This window comes from Streptomyces sp. NPDC097640, from assembly GCF_040302705.1.
In the GTDB taxonomy this organism is placed as follows: Bacteria; Actinomycetota; Actinomycetes; order Streptomycetales; family Streptomycetaceae; genus Streptomyces.
Genome location: NZ_JBEOSB010000045.1, coordinates 1 through 18,690, shown reverse-complemented (window position 1 = coordinate 18,690; position 18,690 = coordinate 1). Strand labels below are relative to the sequence as shown.

Below are 18,690 nucleotides of genomic sequence, written 5' to 3'. Positions count from 1 at the left end.
GGGCTCCTGGAAGCGTTCGCGGGGCCTTCTGGGGGGTCTTCCGGGAATGTGACTTACGCCCCCCTCGCCGTCCCTCGTGCCGTGGCGCTCCGGAACTGTCCTAGACTCGGTGGCGTGCCACGTGGTGACGGACGACTCAGCCACGACCTGCTCCCCGGAGAGAAGGGCCCCCAGGACGCGTGTGGCGTCTTCGGTGTCTGGGCTCCGGGCGAAGAGGTCGCCAAACTCACCTATTTCGGGCTGTACGCACTGCAGCACCGTGGACAGGAGTCCGCGGGCATCGCGGTGAGCAACGGCTCCCAGATTCTGGTCTTCAAGGACATGGGCCTGGTTTCCCAGGTCTTCGACGAGACATCCCTCGGCTCCCTGCGGGGCCATATCGCGGTCGGTCACGCCCGTTACTCCACCACCGGAGCCTCGGTGTGGGAGAACGCGCAGCCGACCTTCCGCGCGACCGCGCACGGCTCGATCGCGCTGGGCCACAACGGAAACCTGGTCAACACGGCCCAGCTCGCCGAGATGGTCGCGGCGCTGCCGCGGGACAACGGCCGGGCCACCCAGGTCGCCGCGACCAATGACACCGACCTGGTCACCGCCCTGCTCGCGGGGCAGGTCGACGAGGACGGCAAGGCGCTGACCGTCGAGCAGGCGGCCCCGATCGTGCTGCCCGAGGTCAAGGGCGCTTTCAGCCTCGTCTTCATGGACGAGCAGACGCTGTACGCGGCCCGTGACCCGCAGGGCATCCGCCCGCTGGTCCTCGGCCGTCTGGAGCGCGGCTGGGTGGTGGCCTCCGAGACCGCCGCCCTGGACATCGTGGGCGCCTCGTTCATCCGGGAGATCGAGCCGGGCGAGATGGTCGCGATCGACGAGAACGGGCTGCGCTCGACGACCTTCGCGGAGCCGCGCCCCAAGGGCTGTGTCTTCGAGTACGTCTATCTGGCCCGCCCGGACACCGACATCGCCGGCCGGAGCGTGTATCTGTCCCGGGTGGAGATGGGCCGCCGGCTGGCCGCCGAGGCCCCGGCCGAGGCCGACCTGGTGATAGCCACGCCGGAGTCCGGCACCCCGGCCGCCGTCGGTTACGCGGAGGCCAGCGGGATTCCTTACGGCTCGGGGCTGGTCAAGAACTCGTATGTGGGCCGGACGTTCATCCAGCCCTCGCAGACCATCCGCCAGCTGGGCATCCGGCTCAAGCTGAACCCGCTGAAGGAGGTCATCCGGGGCAAGCGCCTGGTGGTCGTCGACGACTCGATCGTCCGCGGCAACACCCAGCGCGCGCTCGTCCGGATGCTGCGCGAGGCCGGGGCGGCGGAGGTGCACATCCGCATCAGCAGCCCGCCCATCAAGTGGCCGTGCTTCTTCGGCATCGACTTCGCCACCCGCGCCGAGCTGATCGCCAACGGTCTGTCGGTCGAGGAGATCGGCAAGTCGCTGGGTGCCGACTCGCTGGCGTACATCTCGATCGACGGCATGATCGAGGCGACCACGATCGCCAAGCCCAACCTGTGCCGGGCCTGCTTCGACGGTGAGTACCCGATGGAGCTCCCGGACCCCGAGCTGCTCGGCAAGCACCTCCTGGAGGCCGAGACGCAGGCGCCGATCCGCAGTGACGCGGACGGTGTGGCGACGCTGACGGCCGGCGTCGGCGGCGGGGACGCGCTGCGGCGCCCGTAGCGGACCGTGAGGGCTCTGCGGGCCACAGCGCCCGTGGAGCCCCGTCGGGACCGGGCCCGGTACGGCCCCGGCCGCCACGGCTCGGTCCTCGGCCATCCCCATCACGAATCCCGACGCCTTTTCATCACGACACGAAAGATCTCAACGTCATGTCTGAGCCTTCCCCGGGCGCGGCCGGGTCCACGTACGCGAGCGCGGGCGTCGACATCGAGGCGGGCGACCGCGCGGTCGAGCTGATGAAGGAGTGGGTGAAGAAGGCGACGCGGCCCGAGGTCGTGGGCGGCCTCGGCGGCTTCGCCGGGCTCTTCGACGCCTCCGCCCTCAAGCGCTACGAGCGGCCGCTGCTGGCCTCGGCCACCGACGGGGTCGGCACCAAGGTGGACCTCGCGCGCCGGATGGGGGTCTACGACACCATCGGCCGCGACCTGGTCGGCATGGTCGTGGACGACCTGGTGGTGTGCGGCGCCGAGCCGCTGTTCATGACCGACTACATCTGCGTCGGCAAGGTGTATCCGGAGCGGGTCGCCGCCATCGTCAAGGGCATCGCCGAGGGCTGTGCGCTGGCGGGCTGTGCGCTGGTGGGCGGCGAGACCGCCGAACACCCGGGGCTGCTGGGCGCCGACGACTTCGATGTGGCCGGGGCCGGCACGGGCGTGGTCGAGGCCGACCGGGTGCTGGGCGCGGATCGTATCCGGACGGGGGACGCCGTGATCTCCATGGCGTCGTCCGGACTTCACTCGAACGGGTACTCACTCGTCCGCCATGTGCTCTTCGAGCGGGCCGGCTGGTCCCTGGACCGGGAGGTCCCGGAGCTGGGCCGGACGCTGGGGGAGGAGCTGCTGGAGCCCACCCGGATCTACTCGCTGGACTGCCTGGCCCTCACCCGGACCACCGAGGTGCACGCCTTCTCGCACATCACCGGCGGCGGGCTGGCGAACAACCTCGCGCGGGTCATCCCGGACGGGCTGCACGCGGTGGTCGACCGCTCCACCTGGACCCCGGGCCCGGTCTTCGGCCTGGTCGGGGAGGCCGGCTCGGTCGAGCGGGAGGAGCTGGAGAAGACCCTGAACATGGGCGTCGGCATGATCGCCGTCGTGCCCGGGGAGTCGGTCGATGTGGCGCTGGCCACTCTCGCGGACCGCGGCGTGGACGCCTGGGTCAGCGGCGAGATCGTCGAGCGGACCGCCGAGCACGCCGCGGGCGCGTCCGTGATCGGCGACTACGCGAGCTGATCGAGCGGACGACCGTGACGACCCCAACCGAGGCGCCGCGTACGGCCCCGTGGCGCCCCGTCGGCCCCCTGGGCCATCCGTCGGGGTGCCGGGTGGCCTCCAGGGGTGCGAGGGCAGCACAGAAGCCGGTCCGAGGCGGTTGCCCCGGACCGGCGGAGGTGCGGCTCGCAGCCGAGCGCCTGAAACGACCTGAAGTTAACGGTCAGGCGCGACGACGTTGCGCGGACGGACCCGACTGCTCGTCGGCGTCGTCATCGTCTTCGTCGTCGTTGTACAAATCCGCGTACTGTGCGTACGGGTCGTTGTCCAGCTCATCGTCCTCGAACCGCTCGCCGTTCGGCGGCGGGTTCGATGTCGATGCGCCCAGCTCATCAGCCAGGCGTGAGAGATCCGTCCCACCGCTGTTGTACTTCAGCTGGCGGGCGACCTTCGTCTGCTTGGCCTTGGCCCGGCCGCGCCCCATGGCTCGACCCCCTTAACGACGGGGCTCGACGGCCCCAGAGTCTTGACACGCGTTCATGTTCATAATTCAGAGCGGACTCTCGAAAGAGAACCCGGCCCGTAGGGCTTCAACGGTACCTGCTTCTGTGGCCATACGGTACGTCGCCCGCATGACGTGCCACGCCGCATAACCGGCGGGCAGCCCTGTACCCGCTGGTCAGCTGCGATTTTAACGCGTCTGCGGCGCCGACCCGCCGAGAGGCCGTGAGGGATCTCTCCCTGATGGCTCCCTACGGCCCCGTACGGGACCCGGTACGGCACTTGTCCGGCACTTGTCCAGATGACGTCCATAGGGTCCCGCACGGCCTGCCGAAGCGCTTCTCGGGCGTTTTCCCAGGGGTTCCCCGGGTGTTTTCTCCGGCGACTTCGAGCGCCTGTAGAAGTGGCGGTCGAAGGCCGCCGCGGTCGGCGGTCGCGGTGAGGAGCGGCGGTCAGGAGTGGCGGCCCTCCGCCATGCGCTGCTCGGCCAGCCGGTCGGCGGCCGCGGCCGGCGGGATGCCATCGGTCTGTGCCCGATCGAATATGGCCAACGTGGTGTCGAAAATCTTTGCCGCCTTGGCCTTGGCCCGGTCGAAGTCGAAACCGTGCAGTTCGTCCGCGACCTGGATGACCCCGCCGGCGTTCACGACGTAGTCCGGCGCGTAGAGGATGCCGCGGTCGGCGAGGTCCTTCTCGATCCCGGGGTGGGCCAGCTGGTTGTTGGCGGCTCCGCACACCACGCGCGCGGTGAGCGCGGCGACCGTGGTGTCGTCGAGCGCGCCGCCCAGGGCGCACGGGGCGTAGACGTCGAGCTCGGTGCGGATCAGCGCGTCGGTGTCGGCGACGGCCGTCACCTCGGGGTGGCGGGCGCGGACCCGCTCGACGGACTCGGCCCGCACATCCGTGACCACGACCTCGGCGCCGTCCTCCAGCAGGTGCTCGACGAGGTGGTGGCCGACCTTGCCGACGCCCGCGATGCCGACCCGGCGGCCGCGCAGCGTGGGCTCGCCCCAGGACGCCTGGGCGCTGGCCCGCATGCCCTGGAAGACGCCGTAGGCGGTGAGGACCGAGGAGTCGCCCGCGCCGCCCGCGGAGGGGGAGCGGCCGGTGGTCCAGGGGCACTCGCGGGCGACGACGTCCATGTCGGCGACATAGGTGCCGACGTCGCAGGCGGTGACGTAGCGGCCGCCGAGGGAGGCCACGAAGCGGCCGTAGGCCAGCAGCAGCTCCTCGGTCTTGATCTGCTCGGGGTCCCCGATGACGACGGCCTTGCCGCCGCCGTGGTCGAGCCCGGCCAGCGCGTTCTTGTAGGACATGCCGCGGGCGAGGTTGAGCGCGTCCATGACGGCCGCTTCTTCGGGGCGCGTCTCGGAGGCGTAGGCGTGGAAGCGGGTGCCGCCGAGGGCCGGGCCCAGGGCGGTGGAGTGGATGGCGATGACGGCCTTCAGGCCGCTCGCCCGGTCCTGGCAGAGCAGGACCTGCTCATGGCCGCCCTGGTCGGAGGCGAAGAGCGTGGTGAGCGGGGACGAGGACCCGGATACTGCGCTGCCCGCCGGACCGTCGACGCTGACGGTATGACGTACGTCGGTCACTGTGGTGACTCCCATATGCCGCGTTGTGGCGCCCTCCTTGCTGGTGGGGAGGGCCGGTGGGCAAGAGCGTAAGCCCTGAGGGGCGGCTCGGAACGGCACCGTCCGTACTGAGTCCGGAAGGCGGGCAACGAGTGGCCGTGCGGGCCGTGGGACGATGCGGTCAGCCCGGGACGAGCGGCGCCCAGGCGACCGTTTCGGACCTTTGTCTCGGACCTTGGTCTCGGACCCAGAGGGAGCGCGCGTGACCGTGGCGTCTTCGGTGGTTGTCCCCTACGCGGCGTACCTCCGGGTCTACGAGCCGCTGGCGGCCTTTCCCGAGCCCGAACGCTCCCACTGGGCACGTTATGCCAAGCGCGACGACCTGCCGGGCGCCCAGGACGAGCTGCGGCGCTCGCTGGCCGACCTGCTGCCGGTGCCGCCGGTGGCGGTGCCCGTGCACGAGAGCAGCGACGCATTCGTGGCGGTCGTGGACGGGGTCACCTGCGTCTGCCCGTGGCGCACCCGGCTGCGCGGCTGGCTGGCCCTGGAGGAGGTCGCCGAGCGGCTCCCGGCGCCGCTGCTGGACGCCGCGCTGCCCCCGGTGGTGCGCCGGCAGGCGGCCGCGGACTACGAGCGGTGGCTGGAGCGCAACCCGGACGCCCGGCCGTGGATCAGGTCGGCGACCTGGCATGTGCCGGTGCGCTGGTTCGTGCTCTTCGCGGACGACGAGCGCGAGTACACCAAGGGGGAGGACGGGCCGCTGCTGCGCTACCGGACCCCCATGGTTCAGGCCAGGCGCCGAGTGGCGCGTGGCCTTAAGGTGCTCAAAGATGGTCTCGGCGAGGGTCCGCTGATCGACGGGCTGGTAGATGTCGGTCGGTGGCTCGAGGAATTCCACCCGCGTTCGCTGGTCGAGCTCGACTACGGCGGTCTGGTGCACGCGGTGCCCTCAGGGCAGCTGGACGACGACCGCTCCGCCGCCGATGTGGCGGAGGGGCTCGCGGCGCTGCGTGACGGGGACGGAGAGCGGGCGGGAAGCGCGTACCAGCGGCTGACGGAGCGCTGGACCGCGGTTCGCGGCCGCCAGAACGCGAGCTGAGACCACTGACACGGGGATGACACGGGGATGTACGGGGACATGCGGGGATGTAGAGAGACGGTGCGGGACGTAGGTCCCGATCCGGGCCATTGCCTCAATCGTGATCTAAAGCACTGACTTCGGGCCTTGCGGCAATCCCCCACCCTCGTGTCAAAATAGGACAAGGAGTCCGGGAAGGCCTCCTTCCGCCCAAGTATGGGCGGATTCATCGGTATTGCACTCCTTGGCGGGGTCTGGTGACCCTGATCCTGTTGTGACTGATCGTCACGGCCGCGTGACTGTCCGCTATGGCATGGTCCATCGGCTTCCGTCGAGGTTGAACACCTGAGAGGGCAATTCCATCGGTTTGGCCGACGGGGCTGGACAGATGGTGTAGTTGTAGTGCCGAGGACAAGCCGTTCGTCCTATAACCGACTCGGCCCGCGTCCGCCATTTCGGGCAACGTGGGTCAAGGTGCAGAATTTAGAGGAAAGAACCGTGATGGTTCGGTTCTCCCGAGGAGGCCGCTCATGACCGCTCGCACCCCTGATGCCGAGCCGCTGCTGACCCCGGCTGAGGTTGCCACGATGTTCCGCGTGGACCCGAAGACGGTCACGCGGTGGGCCAAGGCCGGCAAGCTCACGTCCATCCGCACGCTCGGAGGGCATCGGCGCTACCGCGAAGCGGAGGTCCGTGCGCTTCTCGCGGGCATCCCGCAGCAGCGCAGCGAGGCCTGAACAACCGCATAACCGGGCATTTTCCGGCCCCCCAGCCTTGGAAAGAGCCCGCTCAGCTCCACTAGCTCCACAACGACTGGTGCCTGCCCCAACAGGCCCACGCCCGCTCGACATGGGTGCGTCGTCGATCGCGCTGGACTCCGCCGGGTCCAGCGCGATCTTTTTGTGTCCGCGCGCGTCCGCGGGGGCCTTGGTGACTCACCGGTAGCAAGCCGTGGCGCGATGTCGCGGGAGGGTTCGAGCGGGTGGTCGGGTCGGTCTGGAATGACCCCTTCCGGAGCCCTTCCCGGGGTCTTCCAGGGGCTTGGATGGGCGGTGCAATTGCACATATTAAATTGACTTGTTGTAGGAGAGGCGTAAGTTCCCCCACTCCGCAAGCCCATTCGGTGACTCCCGTCACACCGCACAATGCTTGTCGTTCGCTCGGCAACTGCGGTAAGGGCTTACCGAGTTGCCGCCGTTGTCGCCGAACCGCCCTCTGATTCGGTGGACCGCGATTCCGCCGCCGCGTCCCTCATCGGCTCCATGGCGAGCCGCAGCAGCCGATGGCAGATGGGACAGTGTCGGGTGAAGTGGCGATAGCCCGTGGCGGCCGCCAGATGCGCGCGGAGCAGCGCCCTGGTCTCATGCCTCGCGGATGTCGTCATAAGCCGTACCTCCCGCGCGCGCCCCCTTAGCGCCTTCTAGCTTGGGTACCTCTGGTACGTGCCGCCGTCAAGACGCCGAAAGGCCCGGACCTCTGTACGGGTCCGGGCCTTTCACGCTGCGGTCCTGACGGGATTTGAACCCGCGGCCTCCACCTTGACAGGGTGGCGAGCACTCCAAACTGCTCCACAGGACCATACGGCTCTCGCCGTTTGGCTGCCGCGCTCTTCCGTGCGCTGCGGAGACAGACTCTACAGCAGGTCAGGGGGTGCGGTCGAACTCGCGCCCGGCGGCCGTCCGGCGGCCATGTGCGGGCCGTCCGGCGGCGGTACGCCGGCCCGAACGCCCGACTGCGCGAGCCTGTCTCCCGGGCGGCCCCGGGAGGCCCGTGAGGGCGCCTCAGGGGCCGTCTCGGCGCCTCAGGGCTAGCCGGGACCCCGGGGGGCCACACCCGCCCGGAGCCCCGCCTGAGCGCGGCCGTCAGGGCGCCGCCGCGTCGATGGCCTTCACGATGCGCTTGTCGGACACCGGGTAGGCCGTGCCGAGGGCGTGCGCGAAGTAGCTCACCCGCAGCTCCTCGATCATCCAGCGGATCTCCAGCGCCTCCTGGGGCACCGGCCGGCCCTTGGGGAACTGCTCCAGCAGCCAGGCGTACTCGTCCCGCATCTCCTTGACCTTCGCCATCCGCGCCCGGTCCCGCTCGGCGTTGGCCGGGAGCTGCTGGAGCCGCCGGTCGACGGCCACCAGATAGCGCATGAGGTCCGGGAGGCGGCGCACCCCGTGCTCGGTCACGAAACCGGGCCTGATGAGCTCCGTCAGCTGCTCCTTGACGTCCGCGAGGGACGCCAGCAGCACGGGGCTCGTGGTGGCCTTCAGCCGCCGCTCGCAGGACTGCCAGGCGGCCAGCACCTCCTGGACCTTCCGCACGGTGTCGAGCGTGGCGTCCATGATGTCGGCCCGGACGCCGTCGAAGAGCTTGTGGAAGCTCTCCTCGTCCCACACCGGGCCGCCGCGCGCCGCGATCAGCCGGTCGGCGGAGGCGGCGACACAGTCCTCGAACAGCGCCTGGACGCTGCCGTGCGGGCTGCGCGACAGCGCCAGCTTGGCCTGGTTGGACAGCTGGCCCTGGGCGAACTTGGCCGGGTTGGCGGGCAGTCCCAGCAGGACCAGCCGGCGGGTGCCGCGCCACATCGCCTGGCGCTGCTCGGCCTCGGTGTCGAAGAGGCGTACGGCCACGGAGGCGCCCTCGTCCACGAGCGCCGGGTACGCCTTGACGGGCTGGCCCGCGCGGCGCGTCTCGAAGGTGCGCGGCAGCGTGCCGACCGCCCACCGGGTCAGCCCGGTGCGCTGCTCGATGCCCCCGCCCTCCTTGGAGGTCTCGAAGGCCTTGGAGATGGCGGCCCGGGTCTTCGGCTTCAGCTGTTGCTTCAGCGCCTCCAGGTCCTTGTCCTCGGCGAGTTTGCGGCGCCGCTCGTCGACCACCCGGAAGGTGATCTTGAGATGGCCCGGCACCTTGTCCGGGTCCCAGTCCTCGGGGTCGATCCGCACCCCGCCCATCCGCTGGAGCTCGCGCGAGAGCGCGGCCGTCAGCGGCTCCTGGAGCGGGACCACGCTGTCCAGAAAGCGCTTGGCGTAGTTCGGCGCCGGGACGTAGTTGCGGCGGACGGGCTTGGGCAGCGACCGGATCAGCTCGGTCACCAGGTCCTCGCGCAGCCCGGGGATCTGCCAGTCGAAGCCGTCCGGGGTGACCTGGTTGAGCACCTGGAGCGGGATGTGGACGGTGACGCCGTCCGCGTCCGCGCCGGGTTCGAACTGGTACGTCACCCTGAACTTGAGCTGCCCCTGGCGCCAGGAGTCCGGATAGGCGTCCTTGGTGACGCCCGCCGCCTGCTCGTTGATGAGCATCGACTTCTCGAAGTTGAGAAGCTCCGGCTCCTCCCGGCGCTTGTGCTTCCACCAGGAGTCGAAATGCGCCCCGGACACGATGTGTTCGGGCAGCCGCTGGTCGTAGAAGTCGAACAGCGTCTCGTCGTCGACGAGGATGTCGCGCCGCCGGGCGCGGTGTTCCAGCTCCTCCACCTCGCCGAGCAGCTTGCGGTTGTCCTGGAAGAACTGGTGGTGGGTGCGCCAGTCACCCTCCACCAGGGCATTGCGGATGAACAGATCCCGGCAGGTCTCCGGGTCGATCCGGCCGTAGTTCACCTTCCGCTGGGCGACGATCGGCACGCCGTACAGCGTGACCCTCTCGTACGCCATCACGGCCGCCTGCTTCTGCTCCCAGTGCGGCTCGCTGTAGGTGCGCTTGACCAGGTGCTCGGCGAGCGGCTCGATCCACTCGGGCTCGATCTTCGCGTTGACCCGCGCCCACAGCCGTGAGGTCTCCACGAGCTCGGCCGACATGACCCAGCGCGGCGGCTTCTTGAAGAGCGCGGAACCGGGGAAGACGGCGAACTTGGCGCTGCGCGCGCCCAGATACTCGTTCCTCTCGGTGTCCTTCAGGCCGAGGTGGGACAAGAGCCCCGCGAGCAGCGACGTGTGGATGCGGTCCGGCGCCGCGTCCTGGTCGGACATCTCGATGGCGATGTCCATGGTTTTGGCGACCGTGCGCAGCTGGCTGTAGATGTCCTGCCATTCGCGTATACGCAGATAGTTCAGGAACTCCTGGCGGCACATCCGGCGGAACGCGGACGAGGACAGCTCCTTCTGCCGCTCCCGGATGTACTTCCACAGGTTGAGGAAGGCCAGGAAGTCGCTCGTCTCGTCCTTGAAGCGCGCGTGCTGCTGGTCGGCCTGCTGCTGCTTGTCGGAGGGGCGCTCGCGCGGGTCCTGGATGGACAGCCCGGCCGCGATCACCATGACCTCGCGGACACAGCCGTTGCGGTCGGCCTCCAGGACCATCCGGGCCAGCCGGGGGTCCACGGGCAGCTGGGCGAGCTTGCGCCCGACCGGGGTGAGCCGCTTGCGCGGGTCCTTCTGGGCGCCGTCCAGCGCGTGCAGCTCCTCCAGCAGCTGCACGCCGTCCTTGATGTTGCGCCGGTCCGGCGGGTCGATGAACGGGAACTTCTCGATGTCCCCGAGCCCGGCGGCGGTCATCTGGAGGATGACGGAGGCCAGGTTGGTCCGCAGGATCTCCGCGTCGGTGAACTCCGGGCGGGTCAGGAAGTCGTCCTCGGAGTACAGCCGGACGCAGATGCCGTCACTGGTGCGCCCGCAGCGGCCCTTGCGCTGGTTGGCGCTGGCCTGGGAGACGGGCTCGATGGGCAGCCGCTGCACCTTGGTGCGATGGCTGTAGCGGGAGATCCGGGCGGTGCCCGGGTCGATCACGTACCGGATGCCGGGGACGGTCAGTGAGGTCTCCGCCACATTGGTCGCGAGAACGATCCGGCGGCCGGTGTGGCGCTGGAAGACCCGGTGCTGCTCGGCGTGCGACAGGCGCGCGTACAGCGGCAGCACCTCGGTGGCGCGCAGCTGTTTCTTGGTGAGCGCGTCGGCGGTGTCCCGGATCTCCCGCTCGCCGGAGAGGAAGACCAGGATGTCGCCCGGGCCCTCGGCCTGGAGCTCGTCCACGGCGTCGCAGATCGCGGTGATCTGGTCCCGGTCGCTGTCCTCCCCGCCCTCCTCCAGCAGCGGGCGGTAGCGCACCTCGACCGGGTACGTACGCCCGCTGACCTCGACGATCGGCGCGTCGCCGAAATGGCGGGAGAAGCGCTCGGGGTCGATGGTGGCGGAGGTGATCACGATCTTGAGGTCGGGGCGGCGGGGCAGCAGCTGGGCCAGATAGCCGAGCAGGAAGTCGATGTTGAGGCTGCGCTCATGGGCCTCGTCGATGATGATCGTGTCGTACTGGCGCAGCTCGCGGTCGGTCTGGATCTCGGCCAGCAGGACGCCGTCCGTCATCAGCTTGACGTGGGTGTCCTGGCTCACCTGGTCGGTGAAGCGGACCTTCCAGCCGACCGACTCGCCCAGCGGCGACCGCAGCTCCTCGGCGATGCGCTCGGCGACCGTACGGGCCGCGATGCGGCGCGGCTGGGTATGGCCGATCAGGCCCTTGACGCCGCGCCCCAGCTCCAGGCAGATCTTGGGGATCTGGGTCGTCTTGCCGGAGCCGGTCTCGCCCGCGACGATCACGACCTGGTGGTCCCGGACCGCGGCGAGGATGTCGTCCTTCTTCTGGCTGACCGGCAGCTCTTCGGGGTAGGTGACGGCGGGCACGGCGGCGCGGCGGTCGGCGACCCGCAGCTCGGCCCGTTCGATGTCATCGGCGATCTCGCCCAGCACGGCCGCGCGGGCCTCGGGCTTACGGATCCGGCGCGCGCCGTCGAGCCGGCGCCCCAGCCGCTGCTGGTCGCGCAGCATCAGCTCGGGCAGCCGCTCCAGCAGGGCGGGCAGGGCGGGGGCAGGCGTGGTGGACATACGGGCTCCAGGATCTCACCTCCCGAAAACGCCTGGCGAACCTATTTCCGTCCTGGTTGTCCAGACCGCGCCGAGAGGTATGTCCGTGATGTCCGTTCTAGCGTGACCTCATGGGCAACGAGGCGAGCGACGGCACGGCCGATGGCGGTAATCCCCGAGCGGAGCACGCGCGGCGCGGCCCCGGCCGGCGATCGGCATGGTCGATCTTCAGACACTCCCCGTACTACCCCGCGACGGTCGTGGTGCTGATCATCTCGGCGGGCGCGGGGCTCTTCGCCGGCTCGTACACCTACGCCTTCGCCAACCCCACCCCGCACCGCATCCCCACCGCCGCCGTGGTCCGCGACCACGGCACCCCCAAGCAGCAGGCCTTCGTCGCCGGCATGGAGAAGGCCCTGGGCGCCTCGCTCAGGCTGCACCACTACCCCACGTACCCGCGGGCCCTGCGGGCCGTCGACGAGCAGTCGGTCTTCGCGATCCTGCGGCCCCGCGGCCGCGCGGTGGAGCTGGACGTCTCCGGCGCCTCCGGGGCCTCGGTGGCCCAGCTGCTCAGCGAGGCCGGGCCGAAGGTGGGGCGGGCGATCGGGGTGCCGGTCCTGGTCAGGGACGTGAATCCGCTACAGCGCGGCGATCCGCGCGGACTCGCGATCTTCTACATCTCGCTCGCCGCCGTGATCATCGGCTTCATCGGCGCCATCCAGCTGAGCGTGAACGCGCGGGCCCTGGTGCCCGTCGAGCGGATCGCCTTCACGATCGCGTACGCGCTGCTCGGCGGCTTCGCGATCGCCGCGATCGTGGACTGGGGGCTCGGCGCCCTCGACCTGCCCTTCGCCGAGTCCTGGGCGATCCTGGCCCTGACGATGTTCACCTCGGGGATGGTCTTCTCCATGTTCAACGTCCTCTTCGGACGGTGGGCGCTCATCCCGACCTGGGGCCTCATGGTGCTCCTCGGCAACCCCTCCTCGGGCGGCGCGGTCTCCTGGCCCCTTCTGCCCTCCCTGCTCGGCTTCATCGGCCGCTGGCTGCCCCCGGGCGCCTCCGTCAACGCGCAGCACACCGCGGTCTACTTCAGCGAGTACCAGCACGCCTTCCCGTTCCTGGTGCTGGCCGGGTGGGCCCTGCTGGGCGGCGCGGTCTTCTGGACCTGGCGCCACCGCCACCCCGGCGGCCGGGAGACGTCGGTGCGGCTGCCCGAACGCTGAGCGCGGGCCGGGGCGGGGCGGGGGTCCGCCGGTCGGAGCAGTTCCGGTTGTCGGCCAGGCCAAGATCAATTGTCCTGGGACCAAGGCGCGCGCCGAAGCGCCCCGGAGGACCGGACCCCGACAAGGAGCGTCATGCTCAAGGGCTTCAAGAACTTCCTGATGCGTGGTGACGTCATCATGGCGGCGGTGGGGCTGATCATCGCCCTGGCGTTCTCCACCCTGATCCTGGCGTTCACCGACAACGTCATCAACCCGATCATCGCCCGCGCCCAAGGCGGCAAGTCGGCCGGACTCGGCTGGCAGCTGGGCCAGGCCGGGAACAAGTCCACCTACCTCAATGTCGGCTCGTTCATCTCCGCCCTGATCTACTTCGTCATCTTCATGGCGGTGGTCTACTTCGTGATCGTCCTCCCGTACAAGGCGATCCAGGCGCGCCGCGGAGCCACCGTCTTCGGCGACCCCGCGCCCGTCAAAACCTGCCCGGCCTGCCTCTCCGCCGACATCCCGGAGGCCGCCTCCAAGTGCCGGTACTGCGGGACCGACCAGCCCGCGGCGCCCGAGCGGGCGGCGGGCTGACGGGCCGGGAGCCGATGGATCGCGGGGCGGCGGACGGCGGGCATTGGGGCGGCGCGCGTTGGGGCGCGCACGAAAACACCCCCTCCGGGAGACCCGGAGGGGGTGTACGCCCAAATGGGCTGCGGTGGCTGGGGCCGGGGTCGAACCGGCGACCTTCCGCTTTTCAGGCGGACGCTCGTACCAACTGAGCTACCCAGCCGCAGCGGTCCTGACGGGATTTGAACCCGCGGCCTCCACCTTGACAGGGTGGCGAGCACTCCAAACTGCTCCACAGGACCAAGCTCGTGCGAGAACTAGTCTCGCACATGGTGTTGCGTGCCCCCAACGGGATTCGAACCCGTGCTACCGCCTTGAAAGGGCGGCGTCCTGGGCCACTAGACGATGAGGGCTGATGGCCCACCTGGGCGCCTTCCGGCGCCGTCGGGGACGTGAGAAGCATATGGGATGCCGGTGGGGTTCGCCAAAACGGTTTACGGGGAGGTGGGCGCCGGGCGCGCCGCCGGGTCGTGCCCGGCCGTCCGAAGGCCGTGCCCGGTCGTCCCAGGGGCGTGCCCGGTCGTCCTGCGGATCCGTGCCGCGGTCGTCCCTTTCCGGGCCCGGCTGCCGGACAATGGCCACGTGTTGGAGATGACGCGCGAGGAGTTCGAGGAAGTTGTCGCAGAGGCCCTGGACCGGATCCCGCCGGAGCTGACGCGGCTGATGGACAACGTGGCGGTGTTCGTGGAGGACGAGCCGCCGGCGGACGATCCACAGCTGCTCGGGCTCTACGAGGGCACGCCGCTGACCGACCGGGGCGAGTGGTACGCGGGCGTGCTGCCGGACCGGATCACGGTCTACCGGGGGCCGACGCTGCGGATGTGCGAGTCGCGCGATGCCGTGGTCGAGGAGACGGAGATCACGGTGGTGCACGAGATCGCGCACCACTTCGGGATCGACGACGAGCGGCTGCACGCCCTCGGCTACGGCTGACGCGTGTCCTGGGCGGGGCGGGGCCAGTTGGGCAGTGCGTCCCTGACTCCCGCCCTGGAGGCATTCCCCACATGCCCGGATCGCCCGCTCCCCGCCCTGCCCGCCCCCGCGGGACCTCGCGGACCGCTCGTGTCCTGCGGGGCCCCTGCGCGATGGCGGCGGCCCTCGTCGCCGCGGCGGTGGCCCTGACGGGCTGTACGAGCGTCTCGGACGGCCCGAAGCGGCCGGGCCCCCACCACGGCCCCCACGACCGGGACGGGGCGGCACCGGGCGGCGGCGCGGCCTCTTCGGGCGCCAGGGCGCGTACGTACCCGGACGCCGAGCCGGACGGCGACCGGGGGAAGGACGGCGAGGACGGGAAGCGGGCGAAGGACGAGAGCGGCGAGAAGGAGAAGGAGGGCGAGTCGGGGGACGAGGGCACGGAGTCGGCCCGGACCTCCGCGCCGGGCGCGGCCGAGCCCTCCTCCGCCAGGCCCCCGACGAGCGGACCGGGCCCGCACCGGCCGGGCCCGTCCGCGCCCTCCTCGCTGCCTCAGGGCAGCCCGTCCACCGCGACCCCCTCGCATTCCGCGTCGAGCACCCCGGAGCCGTCGCGGCCGGCCACCTCGGAGCCCGGCTCCCCGCAGGCGTCCCCCGCGCCCGTGGAAGTGGAGACGGACTGACGGGCGCCGGCGCGGCGGATTTGCTCTTGGGGGGTGGAGGTGCGTATGGTGGTAGATCGTTTGATCCCATTTGCCCGGCGCCATGCAGAGAGCGCCGCGAGGCGCGTTCCTTTCCTTCCCGTGGCTGACCGCACTGAGGCGGTTTTTTGCGACATCACACGGAGCTTGGGCGCGTGCCGAGACTCCGGAAGGTTTCGCATTTCGCATGTCCGTTTCCACTGATCACGCCGTCATGCCCGCTGCCGACGAACAGGGCGAGCGACCCGAGCTGACCGAGCAGGCCCAGACCGACGAATCCGCTCAGACCGCCGAAGCCGCCCAGGCCGAGGAATCCGCTCAGCCCGCGGAAGCCGCCCAGACGCCCGAGGAGCCCCAGATCACCTTCGGCGACCTCGGCCTCCCCGAGCAGATCGTCCGCAAGCTGGCGCAGAACGGCGTGACCACGCCCTTCCCGATCCAGGCCGCGACGATCCCCGACGCCATGGCCGGCAGCGACATCCTCGGCCGTGGCCGTACGGGCTCCGGCAAGACCCTGTCCTTCGGCCTTCCGCTGCTGACCACGCTGGCCGGCGGCCACACCGAGAAGAAGCGCCCCCGCGGCCTCATCCTCACCCCGACCCGCGAGCTCGCCATGCAGGTGAGCGACGCGCTCCAGCCGTACGGCGATGTGCTGGGCCTCAAGCTCAAGGTGGTCTGCGGCGGCACCTCGATGGGCAATCAGATCTACGCGCTGGAGCGCGGGGTCGACATCCTGGTCGCCACCCCGGGCCGGCTGCGTGACATCATCGACCGCGGCGCCGCGTCGCTGGACAAGGTCCAGGTCGCCGTCCTGGACGAGGCCGACCAGATGGCCGACATGGGCTTCCTGCCCGAGGTCACCGAGATTCTCGACCTGGTGCCGCAGGGCGGCCAGCGGCTGCTGTTCTCCGCGACCCTCGAGAACGAGATCGACACCCTCGTCAAGCGCTACCTGGTCGACCCGATCACCCACGAGGTGGACCCCTCCGCGGGCGCGGTCTCGACCATGACCCACCACGTGCTCGTGGTGAAGCCGAAGGACAAGGCGCCGGTCACCGCCGCCATCGCCGCCCGCAAGGGCCGCACCATCATCTTCGTGCGGACCCAGCTCGGCGCCGACCGCGTGGCCGAGCAACTGCGCGACGCCGGGGTGCGGGCCGAGGCGCTGCACGGCGGCATGACGCAGGGGGCCAGGACCCGCACGCTGGCCGACTTCAAGGGCGGCTATGTGAACGTGCTGGTCGCCACGGACGTCGCCGCGCGCGGCATCCACGTCGACGGCATCGACCTCGTCCTGAACGTGGACCCGGCCGGTGACCACAAGGACTATCTGCACCGGTCCGGCCGCACGGCCCGGGCGGGGCAGAGCGGCACCGTCGTGTCGCTGGCGCTGCCGCACCAGCGCCGCCAGATCTTCCGGCTGATGGAGGACGCGGGCGTGGACGCCTCGCGCCACATCGTCGGCGGCGCCGGGGCCTTCGACGAGGACGTGGCGCGGATCACAGGCGCGCGTTCGCTCACCGAGGTGCAGGCCGAGTCGGCGGCGAACGCGGCCAAGCAGGCCGAGCGCGACGTCCAGGAGCTCACCCGGGACCTGGAGAAGGCGCAGCGGCGGGCGACCGAGCTGCGCGAGGAGGCCGACCGGCTGACCGCGCGGGCGGCGCGGGAGCGCGGCGAGTACGTGGCGCCGGCCGAGGCCTCGACCGAGGCCGCCGCCCCGGAGGGCGCCGCCGACGCCCCCGCGGATGTCGTGGTGCCCGCCCAGCGCTCGGCGGAGCCCGCGGTGGCCGAGGCCGCCCCCGCGCCCGCCGTCGCCGCCTCCGAGGCCGACGAGGCGCCGCGGCGCTCCTCCTACGAGCGCCGTGACGAGCGGGGCAACTTCGACCGCCGTGACCGCCGGGACGGCGACCGTAACGACCGCTCGTTCGGCCGTGACCGTCGTGACGACCGCCCGCGCGGCTCGTACGAGCGCCGTGACGACCGGCGCGACGACCGGGGCGGGCGCCCCTTCGAGCGCCGTGAGGACCGCGACCGTGGCGGCTACCGCCGCGACGACCGCCGTGACGACCGCCGTGACGACCGGGGCGGCCGTTCGTACGAGCGCCGTGACGACCGTGGTGGCTATGAGCGCCGTGACCGCCGGGACGGCGACCGTAACGACCGCCCGTTCGGCCGTGACCGCCGTGACGACCGCCCGCGCGGCTCGTACGAGCGCCGTGACGACCGCGGTGGCCGTACCTTCGAGCGCCGTGAGGACGGCGACCGTGGCGGCTACCGCGGCGGCGACCGCCGTGACGACCGTCCGGGCCGTCCGTTCGAGCGCCGCGACCACAACCACCGCGGCGGCGACCGTCCGTTCAACCGCGACCGCCGTGACGACCGTCCGGCCCGCCGCGACGACCACCGGCCCGGCAACACCGGCGGCCGGTCGTACGACCGCTCGCACGACCGGTCCTTCGACCGCCGCGCCGACAAGCCGCGCTGGAAGCGCAACGGCTGACGGCCGCCGTCCGGTCGGCTGAGAGGCCGGCCGGACGGCCTGCCGGGGGGCCGTGCAACGCCCGGTTGTTGCACGGCCTTTCGACCCCGTGGGGTATTGGCTCGGGTCTTCGCCCCCGGCCGAGCTATGCTGCGGGGGTGCGGGTCATTAGCTCAATTGGCAGAGCAGTGGACTTTTAATCCATTGGTTCAGGGTTCGAGCCCCTGATGACCCACGTGGCGAACCGCAGGTGTGCACCGCTGACCTGCGGTTTTCGTCGTTTTGGGCACGTGGTGCCACCCGCCTGCGCCCGAGCGGATGCCGACCCCCGGCGCTCCGCTCAGGCTGATCGGCGCGCTCGACGACGGCCATCGCACGGGGCCGGGAGGGAGCCGGCTCGCGCCGAACCGTGTCCACACCCTCACCGGTTCCGCGGTGTCCCGGCACGAACGGGCCCGACGGGCCCGACAGGCTGCCCGTGAGCACGGGGGTCGACGGCGGCGGCATTCTCGACGCACCGCGAATACCGCGAGCAATGTCGGGGACGGTATCGAGGTCGCGAACAATGCCTCACTGTCTCCCGGCTCCAGCCAAAGTGACCAACAACACTGTCGCCGGCTGGGGCGGCTGAATCTCCAACTAGAAGTAGCCGGTAATCGCGCCGTTAACTTCGAGAGCGGTGGGATCACCATCAACGGCTGGAATGTCGCAATGAATTCTGGTTCCACCAGCGGAAATGCATCCGGAAGGCAGGGCAGCGGTATCGCCGACTTCGTCATCCGGCCGCTCGTGCAATCCGTCACCGTAGTCGACCAGATGACCAGAAATAGGCCAACGGCGGCCAGAGCGACGGTATTTTCGTGGCCGGCGGAACGGTGACACTGCCGGGGAGCAGCATGACCGGCAATACGCGGACACCGAACGGGCGCTGCCCCGGAAGGAATTCCTTCCGGG

13 protein-coding genes and 5 tRNA genes are annotated in these 18,690 nt (G+C 70.6%); 10 read left to right on the top strand and 8 right to left on the bottom strand.

The window, feature by feature from the left end:
* The first annotated feature begins 114 nt into the window (after positions 1 to 114).
* Together purF and purM are read left to right on the top strand one after the other, a co-directional pair.
* Positions 115 to 1,674 carry an amidophosphoribosyltransferase gene (purF, locus tag ABTY62_RS44275; protein ID WP_352135057.1) on the top strand — a complete coding sequence of 520 codons (1,560 nt, stop codon included), beginning with the start codon at positions 115 to 117 and terminating at the stop codon, positions 1,672 to 1,674.
* A 149-nt stretch (positions 1,675 to 1,823) separates the two neighbouring features.
* Positions 1,824 to 2,906, top strand: coding sequence for a phosphoribosylformylglycinamidine cyclo-ligase (gene purM, locus ABTY62_RS44270; protein WP_352135056.1), 1,083 nt, complete (start codon positions 1,824 to 1,826; stop codon positions 2,904 to 2,906).
* A 202-nt stretch (positions 2,907 to 3,108) separates the two neighbouring features.
* Here purM and ABTY62_RS44265 read toward each other — a convergent pair whose 3' ends face one another.
* Both ABTY62_RS44265 and ABTY62_RS44260 read right to left on the bottom strand, forming a co-directional pair.
* Positions 3,109 to 3,369, bottom strand: a complete 261-nt coding sequence (locus ABTY62_RS44265) for a DUF3073 domain-containing protein (RefSeq protein WP_352135055.1) — start codon at positions 3,367 to 3,369, stop codon at positions 3,109 to 3,111.
* A gap of 469 nt (positions 3,370 to 3,838) precedes the next feature.
* The gene (locus tag ABTY62_RS44260) at positions 3,839 to 4,993 is read right to left on the bottom strand and encodes a Leu/Phe/Val dehydrogenase (protein WP_352135054.1); all 1,155 of its coding nucleotides are present in this window, start codon (positions 4,991 to 4,993) and stop codon (positions 3,839 to 3,841) included.
* A gap of 226 nt (positions 4,994 to 5,219) precedes the next feature.
* Between ABTY62_RS44260 and ABTY62_RS44255 the strand changes: the two genes are divergently transcribed.
* Both ABTY62_RS44255 and bldC read left to right on the top strand, forming a co-directional pair.
* Entirely contained in the window at positions 5,220 to 6,056 is an 837-nt protein-coding gene (locus ABTY62_RS44255) for a DUF8083 family protein (RefSeq protein WP_311729103.1), read from the top strand.
* Between the two features lie 509 nt (positions 6,057 to 6,565).
* Positions 6,566 to 6,772: a developmental transcriptional regulator BldC gene (gene bldC / locus ABTY62_RS44250; protein ID WP_003949541.1), complete on the top strand. Its 207-nt coding sequence runs from the start codon at positions 6,566 to 6,568 to the stop codon at positions 6,770 to 6,772.
* Positions 6,773 to 7,215: 443 nt separating this feature from the next.
* On the opposite strand, the gene ABTY62_RS44245 is transcribed toward bldC, so the two are convergent.
* The 3 genes from ABTY62_RS44245 to hrpA form a co-directional block, all read right to left on the bottom strand.
* Complete coding sequence (locus ABTY62_RS44245) at positions 7,216 to 7,419, bottom strand: DUF6274 family protein (protein WP_352135053.1); 204 nt, start codon at positions 7,417 to 7,419, stop codon at positions 7,216 to 7,218.
* 119 nt (positions 7,420 to 7,538) lie between these two features.
* Positions 7,539 to 7,613, bottom strand: a tRNA-Asp gene (locus tag ABTY62_RS44240).
* Between the two features lie 284 nt (positions 7,614 to 7,897).
* Positions 7,898 to 11,830, bottom strand: coding sequence for an ATP-dependent RNA helicase HrpA (hrpA, locus tag ABTY62_RS44235; protein ID WP_352135052.1), 3,933 nt, complete (start codon positions 11,828 to 11,830; stop codon positions 7,898 to 7,900).
* A 110-nt stretch (positions 11,831 to 11,940) separates the two neighbouring features.
* Here hrpA and ABTY62_RS44230 point away from each other — a divergent pair, with 110 nt between their 5' ends.
* Together ABTY62_RS44230 and ABTY62_RS44225 are read left to right on the top strand one after the other, a co-directional pair.
* The gene (locus ABTY62_RS44230) at positions 11,941 to 13,032 is read left to right on the top strand and encodes an ABC-2 transporter permease (protein ID WP_352135051.1); all 1,092 of its coding nucleotides are present in this window, start codon (positions 11,941 to 11,943) and stop codon (positions 13,030 to 13,032) included.
* 132 nt (positions 13,033 to 13,164) lie between these two features.
* Positions 13,165 to 13,608 carry a large conductance mechanosensitive channel protein MscL gene (locus ABTY62_RS44225; RefSeq protein ID WP_311729098.1) on the top strand — a complete coding sequence of 148 codons (444 nt, stop codon included), beginning with the start codon at positions 13,165 to 13,167 and terminating at the stop codon, positions 13,606 to 13,608.
* Positions 13,609 to 13,733: 125 nt separating this feature from the next.
* On the opposite strand, the gene ABTY62_RS44220 is transcribed toward ABTY62_RS44225, so the two are convergent.
* From ABTY62_RS44220 to ABTY62_RS44210, 3 genes are all read right to left on the bottom strand, one after another.
* Positions 13,734 to 13,807: transfer RNA gene (locus ABTY62_RS44220), tRNA-Phe, on the bottom strand.
* A 4-nt stretch (positions 13,808 to 13,811) separates the two neighbouring features.
* Positions 13,812 to 13,886, bottom strand: a tRNA-Asp gene (locus ABTY62_RS44215).
* Between the two features lie 38 nt (positions 13,887 to 13,924).
* Positions 13,925 to 13,997, bottom strand: a tRNA-Glu gene (locus ABTY62_RS44210).
* 229 nt (positions 13,998 to 14,226) lie between these two features.
* Here ABTY62_RS44210 and ABTY62_RS44205 point away from each other — a divergent pair.
* The 4 genes from ABTY62_RS44205 (at position 14,227) to ABTY62_RS44190 (ending at position 17,971) form a co-directional block, all read left to right on the top strand.
* On the top strand, positions 14,227 to 14,577 hold the full coding sequence (locus tag ABTY62_RS44205; RefSeq protein WP_311729097.1) for a metallopeptidase family protein: 351 nt from the start codon (positions 14,227 to 14,229) through the stop codon (positions 14,575 to 14,577).
* A 152-nt stretch (positions 14,578 to 14,729) separates the two neighbouring features.
* Complete coding sequence (locus ABTY62_RS44200) at positions 14,730 to 15,239, top strand: hypothetical protein (RefSeq protein WP_352135050.1); 510 nt, start codon at positions 14,730 to 14,732, stop codon at positions 15,237 to 15,239.
* A 205-nt stretch (positions 15,240 to 15,444) separates the two neighbouring features.
* Positions 15,445 to 17,757: a DEAD/DEAH box helicase gene (locus ABTY62_RS44195; RefSeq protein ID WP_352135049.1), complete on the top strand. Its 2,313-nt coding sequence runs from the start codon at positions 15,445 to 15,447 to the stop codon at positions 17,755 to 17,757.
* A gap of 141 nt (positions 17,758 to 17,898) precedes the next feature.
* Positions 17,899 to 17,971, top strand: a tRNA-Lys gene (locus tag ABTY62_RS44190).
* Positions 17,972 to 18,690: the final 719 nt, after the last annotated feature.